Below are 18,434 nucleotides of genomic sequence, written 5' to 3'. Positions count from 1 at the left end.
GTCGCGGGGAATCAATCCGCGTTCACTTTGACCGCCACATCCACCTGATGCGCGCCGCCACCCAGTATCACGCCGCGAAGCAGCGACACGTCGCTATAGTCGCGGCCGATGGCGAGCGTCGCGTGGCCTTGGTCGGCGAGCACGTCGTTGGTCGGATCGAGATCGAACCAGCCGGCAGACGTTTCCGACGGCACATAGAGCGACACCCACGCATGCGAGGCGTCCGCGCCGATCATCGGCAGCGCACCGTCGGGCGGATCGTTGCGCAGATAGCCGCTCACATAGCGTGCGGCGAGCCCGATCGAGCGCAGGCAGCCGATCATCACCTGGGCGAAGTCCTGGCACACGCCGTGGCGCAGTTCGAAGGCGCGCGCGGCAGGCGTGTCGAACGCCGTTGCCGAGGGACGGTAAGCGAAATCGGCGTGGATGCGATGCATCAGGTCGATCGCGCCCGCCAGAACGGGCGTGCCGGGCGCGAAGCTCTCTAGCGCATAGGCGCGCAACTCCGGCAGCAAGGCGATATTCGGCGAGGCGAAGCAAAATTCGGACTCCGCATGAAAGTCGCCGCCCACCGTGTAGCGCAGCATGCGCGTCACGTCTTCCCAGGCCGGCGTTGCGGCGATGTCGAGCGTAGCGTAGCGCGGCGCGAGCAGCACGCTCGTCTCGCTCGTCATCTGCAGGTAGTCGTGCGGCGCGTCGTACGAGAAGTAGAGGACCTCGTTGCCGAAGGCGTCGCAGCGGCTCGTCTGATACGACGGCGCGGGCTCGATGTGTTCGCGGTGTGCGAGCACGCGCTGCCACGGCAGCGCGAGCGGGCGGATCGTCGCGAGATGCTGCGCGGTCTCGACCAGCGTCGAATAGCGATAGGTCGTGCGATGCGTGACCGTGAGGCGCGTGCCGCTCATGACCAGACCTGCGCGGCGAACGGCACGGCGTGGCTGAACCAGCGCGCGCTGATCTCGTTCGAGGTCGCGGCCATGCGTTCGGCGAGGCCGTCGCACAGTGCGGTGAGCGCGGGGTAGCGGCCGTCGTCGCCGGGCTCGCACAGCGTCTCCAGCGTGGGCAGTGCCTCGATGGGCGCGAGTTGCGAGGCGAACGGCTCGCGCTTCGGTCCGCCCGCGGCCTCGGCGATCTCGTCGAGCCGCGCGCGCAGCCGCGCGTAGACGCCATAGAGGCCGCGTGGATTGGTCGGGTCGGTCACGATCAGGTCGAGCAGGGCGGGCACCTCGAGGCGCCCCGGATACAGCGTGCGATAGGTGAGCGTGCTGTCGAACAGCTGCAGCAGCACGTCGAAGCCCGCGGGCGTCGCGAGCGTGCGTTCCTGGGCGGCGATGCGCAGCATCGTGCCCATCGCGGCGACGCGTTCGATATGGCGTCCCGCGAACAGCAGACGCCACGCCTGGTCGCGTGTCATGCGGTCGCCCTGGCAGCCGCTGATGGCGCTCAGTTGCGTGGCGAGCGCGTCGAGCGCGCCCATCAGCGCCATGCGGTCGTATGGCGTGGGGCGCCTGAATTCGATGGCGGCGCCTCGCCGCGGCGGCGTCGGCGCCGGCACGAGTGAAAGCGCCTCCAGCGCGTCGCGGAAGTCGTTGCGCGAGGCCAGCACGGTGCGCCAATGGTCGCTCGAAAGCCGGCCGCGTATTTCGCCGCAGGCGTAGGCCTGGCTCGCGAGGGTCCGGCCGATTCCCGTTGCGCCCGCCTGCTCGTGCAAATTGGCCACGAGGGCGCGCTCGAAGCCGTCGAGGCCGCGCCGCGACTCACCGCCCGTGGATGGCACGAGGCCATGCGCGGCGGCCAGTTCGACGAAGGTGCCGAACAGCTCTTCGGCGTCGCTGCCTTCGAGCGAGCCGAGAATCAGCCGGCACAGCCGCACGCCGTTTTCGGCGCGCTCGCCGTAACGTCCCGCCCAGAACAGGTTTTCCGCGGCGCGGCTCGGCACGCGGCGGCGTTCGCGGCGCAGGTCGCCGGGCTTGATCGGGCTCGGCAGGAGCGTAAAGGTGGAGCCCGGCTGGCTCGACAGCACCCAGGTATCGACGCTGCTGCCGCCCTCCTGCATCGATACGGATTCCTGATGTTCGGCGGCCAGCCGCGTAAAGCCGCCGGGCAGCACGCGCCAGCCGCATTCCTGATCGGCGATGGCGTAGACACGCAGCACGGCGGGCCGCGTGCCCAGCATGCCGGCGCCGTTTTCGTAGCGCGGCGTGTAGCTGTAGCGCAGCGGCTGCTGGATCGTGAAGGCGTCGGGCAGTTGCCCGATCCGTTCGCTCCAGTCGGCGAGCTTCTGCACGCCGGCGGCCAGCCCCGGCGGCGCGGACGCTGCGCGCGCGCCGCCGGGCCAGGTGGGCACGAGCAGGGCCTCGGGAATGTGCGCGAGCGCGTCTTGCCAGGCCGCGTCTTCGCCGCACCACCAGGTGGCGACGCCCGGCAACGCGAGCGGCTCGCCGAGCAGCGCCTGCGCAATGCCGGGCATGAAGCCGTGCAGCGCGGGCGATTCGACGAATCCCGCGCCGGGCACGTTCGAGACCATGACGTTGCCGGCCCGCATGACCTGCAGCAGCCCCGGCACGCCGATGGTCGAGTCGGCGCGCAGTTCGACCGGGTCGCAGAAGGTGTCGTCGAGGCGGCGCAGCACGGCGTGAACGCGCTCGAGCCCGCCCAGCGTTTTCAGGTACAGCATGTCCTCGCGCACCGTGAGGTCCTTGCCTTCGACGAGCGTGAGGCCGAGGTAGCGCGCGAGGAACACGTGCTCGAAATAGGTCTCGCTGAAAGGCCCCGGCGTGAGCAGCACGATATGCGGGGACGCGCCGCTCACGCCGCGCTCGTCCGCGCTCATGATCGCGCGCGCGGCAGCGGCGAGCGTGGCGATGAGCTGCGAGTAGGTGGGGGCGACGCGGTGGACCCGCATGGTGCGAAACGGCTCGGCAAACAGGCTCGAGACGATGAGCCGGTTTTCGAGCAGATAGCCGAGTCCCGAAGGCGCTTCCGTGCGGTGCGACACGACGGTCCACTGGCCTTCGGGCGAGCGCGCGAGGTCGAGGGCGACGATCTGCAGGTACTGGCGGTCAGGCGGCACGAAGCCTTTCACGGGGCGCAGATAGCCGGGATGGCCGAACACCAGCGCGGGCGGCAGCAGGCCGCGGGCGAGCAGCGTCTGCGGCCCGTAGATATCGGCGACGATCTCGTTGAGCAGGCGCGCGCGCTGTGCCACGCCCCGCTCGATCTGCGCCCATTCGCTTTCCCCGATGATGAGCGGCAGCACGTCGAGCGCCCACGGGCGAGGGCCGCCGCGGTCCGCGTAGACGTTGTAGGTGATGTCGTTTTCCCGCACCTGGCGCGCGACCGATGCCGCGGCGGCGTCGAAGCCCGCCACGCCAGGCTCGCCGAGCAGCCCGAAAAACTGCCGCCACGGCTCGCGCAGCTCGCCGTCTGCCGAGCGCAGTTCGTCCCAGTGTCCGGCGCGCACCGGCAGCGTGCGCAGCGGCTCGAGGGCCAGCGCGTCGCTGGCGGCGGAGTCGAACGGCAGGGTCGATTGAGTCGGCAAGATCGTGGGTCGTGACGGCGCGCCACGCTCGCGAGGCGCGCCTTCGGTTAGGGTTGTTGACGGATTATCGGCCGGAATCAGCCGCGGCGCAGATCCAGTGTGAACGGAAATTCGAGGCTGCGCCCGGCGGGCGCCACGTCCACCGGCCCGGGGGTGTGCCCGGTGGTGAAGAAGCGCGCGCGCCGCCGGCTTTCGGCCTCGTAGGCATTGACCGGAAACGTCTGATAATGGCGGCCGCCCGGGTGCGCAACATGATACTGGCATCCGCCGATCGCGCGGCCGCTCCAGGTGTCGACGATATCGATCGTGAGCGGAGCGTGCACGCCGATGGTCGGATGCAGCGCGGACGGCTGCTGCCACGCGCGAAAGCGCACGCCCGCCACGCTCTCGCTCACGCGCCCGGTGGGCTGCAGCGGCAGCGCGAGGCCGTTTACGCTGACGATATGGCGGTTCTCGTTGATGCCGAGCACGCGCACTTCGAGCCGCTCCACCGACGAATCGACATAGCGCACCGTGGTGCCGGCCCCGCCTTCCTCGCCCATCACGTGCCACGGTTCGAGCGCGTGGCGCACCGCGAGCGTGATGCCGCTCGTCTGCAGCTCGCCCACCAGCGGGAAGCGGAACGCGAAGTGCGGGGCGAACCAGGCAAGGTCGAGCGCGAAGCCTGCCGCGGCCGTTTCGGCGAGCACGTCGTCGAAATCCATCTGCACGAAGGTCGAGAGCATGAAGCGGTCGTGCAGCTCGGTGCCCCAGCGCGTGAGGCGCTGCGTGTACGGCGTCTGCCAGAAGCGCGCCACGAGCGCGCGCAGCAGCAGTTGCTGCGCGAGGCTCATGCGCGCGTGCGGCGGCATTTCGAAGCCGCGCAGCTCCAGCAGGCCGAGGCGGCCAGTCGGGCCGTCGGGCGAGTAGAGCTTGTCGATGCAGAACTCGGCGCGGTGCGTGTTGCCGGTCACGTCGATGAGGATGTTGCGCAACGCGCGGTCGATGAGCCAGGGCGGCACGCGCTCGCCGCCGTTGGCGGCCGCGGCGTAGCCATGCAGCAGGTCGACCTGGCGCTGGATTTCCGCAAAGGCGATCTCCAGTTCGTAGACCTGATCGTTGCGCGCTTCGTCCACGCGCGGCGCCTGGCTCGTCGGGCCGATGAACAGGCCCGAAAACAGGTACGAAAGCGACGGATGGTTGTGCCAGTAGGCGAGCAGGCTCGCGAGCAGGTCGGGGCGGCGCAGGAACGGGCTGTCGGCGGGCGTGGCGCCGCCGAGCACGAAGTGATTGCCGCCGCCGGTGCCGGTGTGGCGCCCGTCGAGCATGAACTTCTCGGTGGAGAGCAAGGTTTCGTGCGCGGCCTGGTAGAGGAATTCGGTGCGCTCGACCAGCTCGTCCCAGTTCGACGACGGGTGGATGTTCACCTCGATCACGCCGGGGTCGGGCGTGACCTGGAGCACTTTCAGGCGCGGGTCGCGCGGCGGCGGGTAGCCCTCGATCACCACGGGCAGCGCGAGCTCGGCGGCGGTGGCTTCGACGGCGGCGAGCAGCTCGAGGTAGTCGTCGAGCTCGACGAGAGGCGGCATGAAGACGTGCAACTGGCCCTGCGCGCGGCCATAGGTTGCGGCTTCGGCTTTGGGCCCCGCGGCGCGCGCGGGGTCGCGCGCTTCGACGCACAGCGCTGTGCGGTGGATCCACGCGGCGGATTCTCCGCGTTCGGGGTAGCGGCTGGCGTCGGCCGCGTTGCCGTTTCTGCCGCTTCCCGCGCCTTCGGCGTATCCAGCGAGGCGCGCGCCTTCCCCGTGCTGAGATCGCGCGGCGGCGTCAAAGCCGCTCTCGTACTGCATGCGCAGCGCCGCGGCGCTGCGCAGCGGCACTGGCGCGGCAAACGGGTCGCGCGCGTGCTGCCACGGGTAGTCGCCCTCCGCCACCCAAGGCAGCGAATCGAGCGGTAGCCGATAGCCCATCGGCGAGTCGCCGGGAATCAGGTACATGCGATCGTCGCGGAAGAACCACGGGCCGCTCACCCAGCGCGGGCCCTGCAAGGCGGGCTGGGACGGGGCAGCGCGCGCCGCATCGGGGGCATCGGCGCGCTCGCACGCGAGCGGCAGGACGTAGCCCGTCACGGCGTCGAGACCCGTGTCGAACAGACGGCGCAGCCGCATGCGCTCGAGCTCGTCTTCGAGGCGCGAGTCGAACGGATCGACGTTCACGGGCAGGCGGCGCTCGCGCCACAGGTAATACCAGGTGTCCTCGTAGGCAGGCTGCACATGCTGCGGATCGACCGTGAGCTTGGCAGCGAGGTGCGAGATGAAGCGCTGCGCGTCATCGGCCGTGTGGTGAGCGGGCGAACGCTCGTCGGCGAACAGCGCGGGATCGCGCCAGCACGGCTCGCCGTCGGCACGCCAGTAGAGCGAGAGCGCCCAGCGCGGCAGCTGCTCGCCCGGATACCATTTGCCCTGGCCGATATGCAGAAAGCCCAGCGCGCCATACTGCGCGCGCAGCTTGTCCATCAGCGCGATGGCGTAGCGGCGCTTGGTTGGGCCGAGCGCATCGGTGTTCCATTCGGGCGCGTCGCGGTCGCCCGCCGCCACGAAGGTCGGCTCGCCGCCCATCGTGAGCCGCACGTCCTGGCCGGCGAGCGCGGCGTCCACCTGGACGCCCATCGCGTGCATGTCGGCCCATTGCGCCTCGGTGTAGGGCTTCGTCACGCGCGGCGCTTCCAGCACGCGCGAAATCGACATCGAATGCGAGAACTCGACTTCGCATTCGTCGAGCGCGCCCGAGATCGGCGCGGCGCTGCCGGGCTCCGGCGTGCAGGCCACAGGGATATGGCCTTCGCCCGCGAGCAGCCCCGAGGTCGGGTCGAGCCCGATCCAGCCCGCGCCCGGCAGGTAGACCTCGCACCAGGCATGCAGGTCGGTGAAATCGGCCTCGGCGCCTTGCGGCCCGTCGATCGCCTTGACGTCGGGCGTGAGCTGCAGCAGATAGCCCGAGACGAAGCGCGCGGCAAGGCCGAGCTGGCGCAGCGTCTGCACGAGGAGCCAGCCCGTGTCGCGGCATGAGCCGGAGGCATTTTCCAGCGTTTCCTCGGGCGTCTGCACGCCCGGCTCCATGCGGATCAGGTAGCCAATCTCGCGTTGCAGGCGCTGGTTCAGATCGACGAGGAAATCGATGGTCACGCGCGGTGTGCGGTCGATCGATTCGACGAACGCGGCGAAGCGCGGCGTCGGCTCGCTGCGCGCCAGATACGGCGCGAGCTCGGCGGCCAGTTCGGGCGCGTAGGTGAACGGAAAGCGCTCGGCGCTCGGCTCCAGAAAGAAGTCGAACGGGTTGTAGACCGCCATTTCCGCGACCAGATCGATCGTGACGCTGAACTCGCGCGTGGGCTCGGGAAACGCGAGCCGCGCCTGGTAGTTGGCGAACGGGTCCTGCTGCCAGTTGACGAAATGATCGGCGGGCTCCACGCGCATCGAGTACGAGAGGATGGGCGTGCGGCAGTGCGGCGCCGGGCGCAGGCGCACCACGTGCGGCGCGAGGCGCACGAGCCGGTCATAGCGATACTGCGTGACATGGTTTAACGCGACACGGATGGACACACCCGACTCCTCGATCGACGTGGATGGAACGGCGCGCGGCGCCGCGTGCGTATGATGCGGACGGCGTGAGTGCCGGATGTGACAACTGCGGTGACAAACGTGGTGCAAGCGGCGGTGCCAGCGGCGGCGACAGTGGCGGCGACAGTGGCGGCGACAGTGGCGGCGAAATCGGTTGCGGAATCGGCGGCCCCGCGCGTGCGAGGCATGCGGCGTGCTGCGCGAGGCTGTGCGGCCCGTGTGGCCATCACCGGAATGCGGCAATGAAGACCTTTCACTGCGATCACTGCAATCACCTGGTGTTCTTCGAAAACGAGCGCTGCGAGCGCTGTGAGGCGCGCCTCGGCTACGTGCCGCAGACAGGCGAGATGCACGCGTTCGAGGACGCCGGCGAGGGCCGCTGGCGCAGCCTCAATGCGCAGGGCGCGCTCTATCGCCAGTGCCACAACTACGCGGTCGAAAACGTCTGCAACGGCATGATTCCGGCCGATAGCGCGGATACGCTGTGCCGCGCCTGCCAGTTCACGCGCACGATCCCCGATCTCGCGCGGCCCGAGAACCGCCTTTACTGGTACCGCCTCGAAACGGCCAAGCGGCGCTTGCTCTACACGCTCGGCGCGCTCGGCCTGCCGCTCGTCACGCGCGCCGAAGACCCGGAGCACGGGCTGCAATTCGAGTTCCTCGAAGAGACCGGCGATGGCGAGCGCATCATGACGGGCCACGATCACGGCCTCATCACGATGAACATCGCCGAGGCCGACGATGCGCATCGCGAGCACACGCGTGTCTCGTTGCATGAGCCGTATCGCACCTTGCTGGGGCATTTGCGCCACGAGGTCGGCCATTATTATTTCGACCGCCTCATCGCGCCCGATCCGCCGGGGCGCTGGCTCGAGCCGTTTCGCCGCCGCTTCGGCGACGAGCGCGCCGACTACACGGCGGCGCTCGCCACGCATTACGCCGAAGGCCCCGCGCCCGACTGGGCCGGGCAGCACGTGAGCGCGTATGCGTCGGTGCATCCGTGGGAGGACTGGGCCGAGACATGGGCGCACTACCTGCATATCGTCGACACACTCGACACGGCCACGGCCTGCGGTCTCGCGCTGCTGCCCGACAGTCCCGACGAGCCCACGCTGATCGACCAGACACCGGTGGACGAGGCGAGCTTCGAAAGCCTGATGGCGCGCTGGTTCCCGCTCACCTACGTGCTCAACAGCCTGAACCGCAGCCTCGGCATGCCCGACGGCTATCCGTTCGCGCTGGCTTCGCCTGTCATCGACAAGTTGCGCTTCGTTCATCGCGTGATCTCGGCTTCGTCTTCGCGGCCGTGAAGCGGCCGCCGGCTCAGCGTTCCAGCACCCAGGTGTCCTTGGTGCCGCCGCCCTGCGAGGAATTGACGACGAGCGAGCCCTCGCGCAGCGCGACCCGCGTGAGCCCGCCCGGCACCATGCGCACTTCCTTGCCCGAGAGCACGAACGGGCGCAGGTCGATGTGGCGCGGCGCGACCCCCGCTTCCACCCACGTCGGGCAGGTGGAGAGCGAGAGCGTGGGCTGCGCGATGTACTTGTCCGGGTTCGCGACCAGCGCCGCGCGAAACGCCTCGATCTCGGCGCGCGTGGCAGTGGGGCCGATCAGCATGCCGTAGCCGCCTGCGCCATGCGTTTCCTTCACGACCAGATCGGGCAGATGGTCGAGCACGTATTGCAGATCGTCGGGCTTGCGGCACATCCACGTGGGCACGTTGTTGAGCAGCGGTTCCTCGCCCAGATAGAAGCGCACCATGTCGGGCACATAGGGGTAGATCGACTTGTCGTCGGCCACGCCCGTGCCCACCGCGTTGCACAGCGTGACGTTGCCCTTGCGGTAGACGTTGATGAGGCCCGCCGCGCCGAGCGCCGAGTCGGAACGGAACGCGAGCGGATCGAGAAAGTCGTCGTCCACGCGCCGGTAGATCACGTCTACCCGTTGCGGGCCCTGCGTCGTGCGCATGTAGAGGTAGTCGTTTTCGACGAACAGGTCCTGGCCTTCCACGAGCTCGATGCCCATTTGCTGGGCCAGGAACGCGTGCTCGAAGTAGGCCGAGTTGTACATGCCCGGCGTGAGCAGCACGACCGTCGGGTCGTCGGCGCCGGCGGGCGCCGCGGCGCGCAGCGTGTCGAGCAGCAGGTCGGGGTAGTGGGCGACCGGCGCAATGCGATTGCGCACGAACAGATCGGGAAAGAGCCGCATCATCATCTTGCGGTTTTCCAGCATGTACGAAACGCCGGAGGGCACGCGCAGGTTGTCCTCCAGCACATAGAACTCGCCCTCGCCGGCGCGCACGATGTCGATGCCCGCGATATGCGCATAGATGTCGTGCGCGACGTTCACGCCGTGCATCTCGGGGCGGTACTGCGCGTTGCGCAGGATCTGGTCGGCGGGGACGATACCGCGCTTGACGATCTCCTGCTCGTGATAAATGTCGTGGATGAAGCGGTTGAGCGCGCTGACGCGCTGGCGCAAGCCGCGCTCCAGCGTGTTCCACTCCTGCCGCTGGAAGATGCGCGGGATCACGTCGAAAGGAATCGTGCGCTCGGTGCCCACGCCCATTTCGTCCTTCTCGCCATAGACGGCGAAGGTGATGCCCACGCGCCGGAAGATCGCGTCGGCTTCGGCGCGCTTGTTGAGCATCTGCTGCTCGCTCTGGCCGCGCATCCACGTGAAGAACTCGCGGTAGTGGGCGCGCGGCTCGCCGGCCTGCGCGAACGCCGCGGCTGGCACGCCCCGCACGTCGAATTCCCCGTACTCGAACATCTCGTTGAAGAATGTTTGCGTCATATCCGTTGTTCCGTTCGCTGCTTCCTGGCGCTGTTCTTCGATACTTCGCTATGGGCAAGCTTGCGTGCGTGCGGCAACGGCCGCTACGCCGGTGATCGGGCTGCATCAGGTAACGCAACTTCCATGCCGGTGTTCAGGCCAACGCGCCATTCACGGCCCCGGCCGCGCGCCGCGATGCGCTGCGGCGCTCAGAACTCCATGTCGAGCTCGTCGATGTCGTCGGTTTCCGACTGGGCCGCCGCGATCCATTCGGCGACAAAAGGCTGCTTGAGCACGCGCATGCAATAGTCGCCGATGTCGGGGTCGATTGGCACATCATAGGTGAGCAGACGCGTGACGACGGGCGCATACATCGCGTCGGCCGCGCCGATCTCGCCGAAGAGCCAAGGGCCGCCATACTTCTGCAGACATTCGCGCCAGATGGTCACGATGCGCTCGATGTCGTCCTGCGCGCGCGACCAGACGCGAAAATTCGGAAAGTGGCCGCGCAGGTTCATGGGCAGGGCGGAGCGCAATGCGCTGAAGCCCGAATGCATTTCCCCGCAGACCGAGCGACAGTGCGCGCGCGCCGTGCGTTCCGCGGGCAACAGTTGCGCCTGCGGGCGGATCTCATTGAGGTATTCACAGATTGCAAGCGTGTCCCAGACTACGATACCTTCGTGGCGCAGGCAGGGCACGAGAATCGAAGGCGAGAGCAGCAGCAGCTCGGCGCGCGTGGCCGCGTCGTCGAGCGGCACCGTCACCGTGTCGAATTCGAGTCCGGCGAGTCTGGCGAGCAGCCAGCCGCGCATGGACCACGACGAATAGTTTCGGCTGCTGATCGTCAAGGTCGTATTCGTCTGACTCATGAGGAGCTCCAGAACGGTAAGGACACGGAAGCGTTGCGATGCTCAGGCAGCGATGCGCAGTGCCTCGTGCACCGAACGCGCGCATGGCGGCCGCATGCACCGCTCGCGCCGCGGGCTGCACCGTTTTGCGGCATGCGGGACGGCAGAGGCAACGCTTTGCGCGAAGCGCTCGCGCCATGCTGCCATAACGCGCCGCGATGGGCTGTCGCGAGTGCTCGCGCGCATGTAGCGCCCTGCCTGAAACGTGCAAGCACTGTGCCAGTGGACGGCGCTGGCATACGTATTGCCTGTGACACTTCGCGTTCAAGAGAGTCGGGAGCTGGACCCATGAACCTGCTTGCCTATTCCACCTACCAGGCGCTCGCGGACCTGATGAAGCTCTGGCGTTCCGCCGCGTCTTTCTCGCGCGTGGCGGTCGCGACGTGGCCCGGGCTCGCGGGCGGATTCGACGCGCGCTATCTCGATGCCTGGTGGGAGCAGATCGAGCTGGCCGGGCTCTCGCACGCGCGGCCGCCGTTCGGCATCGACTTCGTGGAGGTGGACGGCGTGCGCACGCTGGTGAGCGAAGACATCGTCAAGCGCACGCCCTTTGCCTCGCTGCTCCACTTTCGCAAGGACCTCGCGACGCCGCAGCCGCGTGTGCTGCTGATCGCGCCCATGTCGGGACACTTCGCGACGCTGCTGCGCGGCACCGTGCGCACCATGCTCGCCGATCACGACGTCTATATCACCGACTGGCACAACCCGCGCGACGTGCCCTTGGCGGCGGGCCGCTTCGGCTTCGAGGAATACGTCGAGCACATCATGTCGTTCATTCGGCGCATTGGCCCCGACGCGCATCTGGTGGCGATTTGCCAGCCGACCGTTGCGGCGCTCGCAGCCGTCTCGCTGATGGCCGCCGACAACGAGCCCGCGCAGCCCGCGAGCATGACGCTGATGGCGGGGCCGATCGATTGCCGGGTGAATCCCACCAAGGTCAACGACCTCGCCAACAGTCAGCCGATCGAATGGTTCGAGCGCAATCTCATCAGCGCGGTGCCGGGCGGATTTCCCGGCGCGCATCGCCGCGTGTATCCGGGCTTCGTGCAGCTCAGTGCGTTCATGTCGATGAACCTCGAACGGCATGTCGCCTCGTTCGCGGAGATGCGCCACGAGCGCTCGAAGGGAGACCCCACCAAAGCCGACGCGCTCAACACGTTCTATCGCGAGTACTTCGCCACGTCCGATCTCACGGCGGAGTTCTATCTGGAAACGGTCCGAACGGTGTTTCAGCAATACGAGCTGCCGCTAGGCAAGCTCAAGGTGGGCGAGCGCATCGTGGAGCCGCACGCGATCCGACACACCGCGCTGCTCACCATCGAAGGCGAGAAGGACGATATCTGCTCGGTTGGCCAGACGGTTGCCGCCCATGACCTGTGCTCGGGGCTGCGCCCTTATATGAAGACGCATCATGTGCAGACGGGCGTGGGCCACTACGGCGTCTTCAATGGCCACCGCTGGGACTCGCAGATTTATCCGCTGGTGCGCTCGACCATTCACGACCATGAGCCGCGCGCGCGGCGCACCGCGGCGCCGGAGGCCGTGCACGGCGATCAGGTGACCCTGCGCGCGCTGCTCGAAGCCGAGGCGCATGCGGCAACGGCGATCAGCCGCGCCGCCGCAACGCAGCCCAAATAGTGCGCGCGTCTGATTTGCGCGGCGCGGCTTCGCTACGCCGCGCCAACCGCGCGCCTGCTTCAGCGCGGCGTCACACCATGGGGCTCGCTTGCCAGGACGTGGGAGCCGGCACGGCGCACGGCGCGTCCACGTCGATCGACTTGAAATCGGCGGGGCTCACGATTTCGAGGTACTCCATGTCAGGCGAGTAGTCGAAAAGATAGTGAGCGATGCCCGGCGCCTGATGCACGCAGTCGCCCGCCTCGACGAGGGTTTCGGTCTCGCCGTACATGAAACGCGCCCAGCCCTTGAGCATGAAGACGATATGGAAATCCGCCTCATGGCGGTGCCAGCCCGTGCCCAACTCCGGCGCAAGATTTGCCCTGACAAGCTGCGCGAGCACCTTGCCGTGCGTGGCCTCGGCGATCCCCAGATCGCGATAGACAAAGAAGTCGCGCAGCCCACCGCCCATGAATGCCGTGTCCTGCGGCTTGACGTGCGAAAAGCCAGTGGTGAGTCCGGTTTGCATGACAGGTCTCCCGAGCGCAAAGGTTGAAGGGGCATCTGGCTTGGCAAGCAGGATGTGTTCCAGGGAGAAATCGCATCGGCTGTCAAATTTTCACTCTTTTAATGAGTTTCAGCGAATGCTGAAACAGGTCAATTCAGTGAAATCGGCTTGACTATTTCATCAGAAATGCTATTTTCAGCGAATGATGAAAATGCCGAATTCAGTGAAAATTGAGCAGCAAGCTGCCGACGCGCTCCGCGGCCTCCTGGAGGAGGTGCCAGCCGTCGAGTCCCTCGAGGTGCAAAACGTTGCACAAGAAGGCGACCGCCCGGTCGACTTGATTGCTCACATTGAACTCTTTGGCCATCGGCACACCTTGGTCGCCGAGGTGAAATCCAGCAGTCAGCCCCGGCATGTGCGGCCGGCGCTGCTGCAGCTGCGAGACTACGTCGAGCGTCAGGCAGAGCCCGTCACGCCTGTGTTCATCGCGCCCTGGCTCTCGGCCGAGGCCCAGTCCTTGTGCCGCGAGTACGACGTTGCTTTCCTCGACCTCGAAGGCAATGCTCGACTGGCGTTTGGCACCCTCTTCATCTCGCGCCAGGTGGCGAGCAAGCCTGCTACGGAGCGGCGTGAGCTCCGCTCGTTGTTCAAGCCCAAGTCCGCACAGGTACTGCGCCGGATGCTGCGGGACCCTGAGCGCGCATGGCGCGTCGTCGATTTGGCCGAGGCAGCGCAGGTCAGCCTTGGCCATGTGAGCAACGTGCGCGCGGCCCTGTTGGACAGGGAATGGGCCACATTGTCCAGCGACGGGGTATTGCTGTCGGATCCCAACGCATTGCTGGATGCCTGGCGCGACGCCTATGAATCCCCGCCCGGAGAACGTCAATCGTTCTACACAACGCTGCATGGCAAGGCGCTCGAGGAGGCCGTGCGCGCATCGGCGCCCGATTCAGCCAGGACCTGGCTGACGGCGCTGGCGTCCTTTTCCGCGGCTCAATGGCTGGCGCCGTATGGCCGCACCGGTACCCAATATTTCTATGCTGACGAGTCCGGTCTCGATCGCCTCTGCGATGCCCTGAAGCTGTCTCCGGCCAGCAAGGGTGAGAACGTAGTCGTGACCCTGCTCGACGATCCGGGCCTGTTCCTCGATTCGGTGGAGCCCGCGCCCGGTGTCGTTTGTACCAGCCCCGTTCAGACTTACCTGGACCTCTCCCATGCCGGAGAGCGAGGACGGGAGGCTGCCGATCATCTCCGGGACGAAAGACTGCAATGGCCAACATGACCCCAGGCGAGGCGCAATACGCCAGCGACTACGACGACCGAACGACTGCCGCGGTCAAGACCGTCCTGATCGAGATCGGACAGATTCTTGGGAGTTTCAAGGGAAAGTTCGCCGTCGTAGGCGGGGCCGTGCCCTGGCTGCTGCTGGGCAATAACGAGGACATGCGTCATGTCGGAACACTGGACGTGGACCTCGGTCTGGACACCGAGGCGCTGGGCGAGGGGGAGTACGCCACCCTGGTTGAGGCACTGCTGGGCCATGGCTATGCGCAGAGCAAAGCGCTCCGGCGTTTCCAGCTCGTACGCCAGGTCAAGACCGATGACGGTGGCGCGCCCATTGATGTGATCATCGATTTCCTGATGCCGAGAGATGCGGAAATCGTCAGGAACATGCCGCCTCTCGTCAGCGAGTTTGCTGTGCAGCGCGCCGATGGCGCCGATCTCGCCGTCCGCTTTTATCAGATGGTTGCGATCAGCGGCCCCATGCCCAATGGCGGGACGAACCGTGTGGAAGTGGCCGTCTGTTCGATCCCGGCCTTGCTGGCCATGAAGGGCCATGCCATCCACGGGCGCTACAAGCAGAAGGACGCCTACGACATTTATTACTGCATCCGGAATTATCCCGGCGGTCCGCAAGCGTTGGCCGAGGCGTGCCGGCCGCTACTCGAGGTCGCCAGTGGCGCCGCTGGCTATGGGCACATCGCGAGCAAATTCGATGCGGTCGAGGGATTTGGTCCGACCTGTGTGCGCCATTTCGTCGAGGATACCCAAGTCCTGGGCGAACGCAGTCCGGAGCAATGGCAACGGGACGCTTTCGGGCAAGTCGACGCGTGGCTGCGCGCGTTGGGGCTCAGGGAGTGAGCGCGACGGGTTGGCCGAGTCCCGCCAACGCCCGTCCGCGTTCACCAGGGCGTGCCAAACGCACCCTCGATCGCCTCACTGAGAGCCAACGTTATCGCGCACTGTCTCGTCTGCCACCGCCGCCGCGGGCAGCCCGCCAAACTGCAGCGCCGCGAGCTGGGCATAAAGCGGCGAACTTTGCAGCAGCTCCGTATGCCGGCCTTGCGCGACAATGCGGCCCTGATCCAGCACCACAATGCGGTCGGCTTGTTGCACGGTCGCAAGGCGATGCGCGATGACGAGGGTAGTGCGGTTCTGCGCGGCATTGTCCAGCGCCGTTTGCACGAGCCGCTCGCTCGCTGCGTCGAGCGCGCTGGTGGCCTCGTCGAGCAGCAGGATGGGCGGGTCCTTGAGAATCGCCCGCGCGATCGCAATGCGCTGACGCTGCCCGCCCGAAAGCCGCACGCCGCGTTCGCCCAGAAACGTGTCGTAGCCTTCCGGCAAGGCCTCGATAAAGCCGGCCGCGGCGGCCATTTCGGCGGCGCGTTGCACCTGCGCGAGGGTGGCGTCGGGCAGGCCGTAGCGGATGTTATCGAGTACGCTGCCCGAGAAGATCACCGACTCCTGCAGCACGACGCCAATCGCCTGGCGCAACGCCGCGAACGAGACATCCCGCGTTGGCACGCCGTTGATCAGGATGCTGCCGGACTGCGGATCGTAAAAGCGCAGCAGCAGCTGAAACAGCGTGGTCTTGCCCGCGCCGGACGGCCCGACCAGCGCGACATGCTCCCCGGGGCGCACATCGAGCGAAAACCCCGAGAGCGTGGCGATGCCGGGCCGCGACGGATACGAGAAGCTGACGTTCTCAAAGCGGATGCCCTCGCCGCGAGCGGGCAGCGGCACGGTGGTCTGCGCTTCGGCCACGGGCGAGCGCGCGGCCAGCAATTGCAATATCCGCTCGGTGGCGCCGGCGGCGCGCTGCAAATCGCCCCATACCTCCGCCACGGCTCCCACGGCGCCCGCCGTGAATACCGCATAGAGAATGAACTGGGACAGTTGGCCCGCCGTCATGTGGCCGGCCAGCACCGCCTGCGCGCCGAGCCAGAGCACGAACACGATGGCGGCGAACACGAACACGATCACCACGGCCGTCAACGCGGCGCGTGCGCGGATTCGCGTGAGCGCGGTCTCGAAGGCCGCTTCCACTGCGCCGCCGAAGCGCCGCGTCTCGAAGGCCTCCTGCGTGTACGACTGCACGGTCGGCATCGCGTTGAGCACTTCGCCGGCGAGCGCGCTGGCGTTCGCAACCTTGTCCTGGCTCGCGCGCGAAAGCCGCCGCACACGCCGCCCGAAGATGACGATCGGGGCGACCACGACAACTAGCGTCGCGATGATGTAGCCGGACAGCACCGGGCTCGTGGTGACCAGCATGGCCACGCCCCCGACCATCAGCAGCGCATTGCGCAAGCCGAGCGACAGGCTCGTGCCGACCACGGTCTGGATCAGCGTCGTGTCGGTGGTGATGCGGGAGAGCACCTCGCCTGTCTGCGTGGTCTCGAAGAACTGCGGGCTCATCTGCATCACGTGGTCATAGACGGCGCGCCGCAGATCGGCCGTCACCCGCTCGCCGAGCCACGAAACCCAATAGAAGCGCAGCGCCGTGGCGCCGGCGAGGATCAGCGAGACGACGAATAGCGCGATGAAATAGCGGTCGATGTGCGTGCGCTCGCCGCTGGCGAAGCCACGGTCGATCAGGTATTTGAACGCTACCGGCAGCGCGAGAGTCGCGCTGGCCGAGGTCACGAGCGCGAGGAAAGCGAGCGCCCAGCGCCCCGCATAGGGGCGCAGGAAGGGGAGGAGGGCGAAGAGCGGGGCGACGCGTGACGGGCTGGCGGCGGCATCGGGCATGGGGTGTTCCGGGCGAATCGAAGAAAGAGGATTATCTCAGTCCGCGCATGGGCGGGGGTGTCAGGCGCTAGAGCAGATTATCGTCCTCCGATGACGCTACGCCATCGCGCGGTCGCTTGCCTTCGAGCCGCGCGGCGGCCTCCAGCAAATGGGCGCCGGCGGGCGTGAGCACCGGGCGGCGCCAGGCACCCGAGCGCGGCTCCAGAGAAATGAGCTGGCAATCCAGCAGGGTATCGAGTTCGAAGCGCGCCATGTCGATCTGATCGGGTGCGCTATGGACCAGCATCAGCGTGGCCAGTTCATGCGGGCTCAGCATGTTCATGTTTCCGGCTCCATGTGAAACGGCGGTTTGCGGTCGGCGGTGGCGTTTCGGGTCATATGCCGCTTCCCCCGCTCTGGCGTGAAGCCGAGGTCGAGCCATTGCGGAACTGCTCGCGCTCCTGCTGCGTCATGGCCTGCCACTGCTGCCAGTGCCTGCGCCGGTGGCAGCCGCCATGCCCGCGGAAACCGCCGAACAGGATGCGGCAGAGCACCAGCAGACCGACCGCACGCGGATAGTCGATTGCATGGGCATTGACAATGAGAGCAGGGAGGATCCAGTTCCATAGCCCCATGACGATCCAGCCCAGTAGCGCGATGCTCAGCAAAATCAGCAGGGCTTTGGCAAAGAATTTGCGGCGAAACATCATTCAGTTCTCCTTCGGTTCAAATTTCCAGGCCGTCGTAAGACGAGCGCAGGCGCTCACGCAAATGCAGCACCGCATATCGCTTGCGCGCCAGCAGCGTGTTGACGCCGACGCCGGTGGCGGCCGCCATTTCCTTGAAGCTGCGCCCATCCAGTTCATGGGCGATAAAGACCTCACGCTGGTTCGCGGGCAGTTCGTCGAGCGCGGCACGCAGCGTGTCGAGTAGCGCCGCGCGAGCGTAAGCGGCCTCGGGTCCGGCATCGGCTGAGGGCAGTGCGAGATCCAGCCGGTATTCGTCGTCCTCCTGCGCGGCGTCGGGCAGTGGCGTTTCCTTCTTCTTGCGGAAGCGGTCGATGATGCGGTTTCTCGCGACACGAAACAGCCACGCGCCAACCTGCTCGATGGGCTCTGGCAGCCGCCACGCCTCGACCAGCTCCTCGAAAACGTCCTGGAGAATGTCGTCGGCTTCGTCTTGATCGATGACCCGGCGGCGGATGAAATTGCGCAGCCTCGGGCGCTCGCGGGCGACGGCGTCGGCGATTTCGCGGTCCTGCTCGGTCAGCGGTTTTGGGGTGTGCGGCGGTTCCATACCGGTGTTGACGATCCGGGAAGGAAAATATTGTGTCGCGCGCACCGCAAAGCGCGCTTATTTCATGGCGGGGCGGAAGGCTTTCGTAAGTATCGTATGCGGCGCCGCAGCGTTGGCACGGACGTTGACGCCGGGACCCGAGCCATGTTTAATGGCTGTCTTACTTACGTATGGCTTGGAGT

The 18,434-nt window shown here is 67.0% G+C and carries 14 protein-coding genes; 4 read left to right on the top strand and 10 right to left on the bottom strand.

Annotated features, from left to right (window positions below; genetic code table 11):
• Positions 1-11: 11 nt before the first annotated feature.
• From E1956_RS40805 to E1956_RS40795, 3 genes are all read right to left on the bottom strand, one after another.
• Positions 12-905, bottom strand: coding sequence for a transglutaminase family protein (locus E1956_RS40805; protein ID WP_197732996.1), 894 nt, complete (start codon positions 903-905; stop codon positions 12-14).
• Positions 902-3,541, bottom strand: coding sequence for a circularly permuted type 2 ATP-grasp protein (locus E1956_RS40800; protein WP_134758955.1), 2,640 nt, complete (start codon positions 3,539-3,541; stop codon positions 902-904). The genes E1956_RS40805 and E1956_RS40800 overlap by 4 nt, the downstream gene beginning before the upstream one ends.
• Before the next feature lie 77 nt (positions 3,542-3,618).
• Positions 3,619-7,122: a transglutaminase family protein gene (locus E1956_RS40795; RefSeq protein WP_134758954.1), complete on the bottom strand. Its 3,504-nt coding sequence runs from the start codon at positions 7,120-7,122 to the stop codon at positions 3,619-3,621.
• Between the two features lie 260 nt (positions 7,123-7,382).
• On the opposite strand from E1956_RS40795, the gene E1956_RS40790 reads away from it, so the two are divergent.
• A complete protein-coding gene (locus E1956_RS40790) occupies positions 7,383-8,450 on the top strand; it encodes a zinc-binding metallopeptidase family protein (protein WP_134758953.1) in 1,068 nt (355 codons plus the stop codon).
• A gap of 13 nt (positions 8,451-8,463) precedes the next feature.
• Here E1956_RS40790 and E1956_RS40785 read toward each other — a convergent pair whose 3' ends face one another.
• Together E1956_RS40785 and E1956_RS40780 are read right to left on the bottom strand one after the other, a co-directional pair.
• Entirely contained in the window at positions 8,464-9,936 is a 1,473-nt protein-coding gene (locus E1956_RS40785) for a circularly permuted type 2 ATP-grasp protein (RefSeq protein ID WP_134758952.1), read from the bottom strand.
• A gap of 188 nt (positions 9,937-10,124) precedes the next feature.
• Complete coding sequence (locus E1956_RS40780; RefSeq protein ID WP_028216480.1) at positions 10,125-10,784, bottom strand: glutathione S-transferase family protein; 660 nt, start codon at positions 10,782-10,784, stop codon at positions 10,125-10,127.
• A 327-nt stretch (positions 10,785-11,111) separates the two neighbouring features.
• Between E1956_RS40780 and E1956_RS40775 the strand changes: the two genes are divergently transcribed.
• On the top strand, positions 11,112-12,461 hold the full coding sequence (locus E1956_RS40775; protein ID WP_134758951.1) for a polyhydroxyalkanoate depolymerase: 1,350 nt from the start codon (positions 11,112-11,114) through the stop codon (positions 12,459-12,461).
• Positions 12,462-12,531: 70 nt separating this feature from the next.
• Here E1956_RS40775 and E1956_RS40770 read toward each other — a convergent pair whose 3' ends face one another.
• Positions 12,532-12,969 (bottom strand): cupin domain-containing protein, encoded by a 438-nt coding sequence (locus tag E1956_RS40770; RefSeq protein ID WP_134758950.1) that lies wholly within the window; start codon positions 12,967-12,969, stop codon positions 12,532-12,534.
• 181 nt (positions 12,970-13,150) lie between these two features.
• Between E1956_RS40770 and E1956_RS40765 the strand changes: the two genes are divergently transcribed.
• Positions 13,151-14,230 (top strand): type IV toxin-antitoxin system AbiEi family antitoxin, encoded by a 1,080-nt coding sequence (locus E1956_RS40765; protein ID WP_134758949.1) that lies wholly within the window; start codon positions 13,151-13,153, stop codon positions 14,228-14,230.
• Complete coding sequence (locus E1956_RS40760; protein WP_134758948.1) at positions 14,218-15,090, top strand: nucleotidyl transferase AbiEii/AbiGii toxin family protein; 873 nt, start codon at positions 14,218-14,220, stop codon at positions 15,088-15,090. The genes E1956_RS40765 and E1956_RS40760 overlap by 13 nt, the downstream gene beginning before the upstream one ends.
• Positions 15,091-15,165: 75 nt before the next feature.
• Here the strand turns inward: E1956_RS40760 and E1956_RS40755 are convergent, their stop codons facing one another.
• From E1956_RS40755 to E1956_RS40740, 4 genes are all read right to left on the bottom strand, one after another.
• Positions 15,166-16,977: an ABC transporter transmembrane domain-containing protein gene (locus E1956_RS40755; RefSeq protein WP_134758947.1), complete on the bottom strand. Its 1,812-nt coding sequence runs from the start codon at positions 16,975-16,977 to the stop codon at positions 15,166-15,168.
• A 67-nt stretch (positions 16,978-17,044) separates the two neighbouring features.
• On the bottom strand, positions 17,045-17,299 hold the full coding sequence (locus tag E1956_RS40750) for a hypothetical protein (RefSeq protein ID WP_232072254.1): 255 nt from the start codon (positions 17,297-17,299) through the stop codon (positions 17,045-17,047).
• A 52-nt stretch (positions 17,300-17,351) separates the two neighbouring features.
• Complete coding sequence (locus E1956_RS40745) at positions 17,352-17,666, bottom strand: hypothetical protein (RefSeq protein ID WP_134758946.1); 315 nt, start codon at positions 17,664-17,666, stop codon at positions 17,352-17,354.
• A gap of 16 nt (positions 17,667-17,682) precedes the next feature.
• Positions 17,683-18,252, bottom strand: a complete 570-nt coding sequence (locus tag E1956_RS40740; RefSeq protein WP_134758945.1) for an RNA polymerase sigma factor — start codon at positions 18,250-18,252, stop codon at positions 17,683-17,685.
• Positions 18,253-18,434 lie beyond the last annotated feature (182 nt).

It is taken from the genome of Paraburkholderia pallida, from assembly GCF_004524855.1.
Classification (GTDB): domain Bacteria; phylum Pseudomonadota; class Gammaproteobacteria; order Burkholderiales; family Burkholderiaceae; genus Paraburkholderia; species Paraburkholderia oxyphila.
This window is presented reverse-complemented; position numbering and strand designations above follow the sequence as displayed.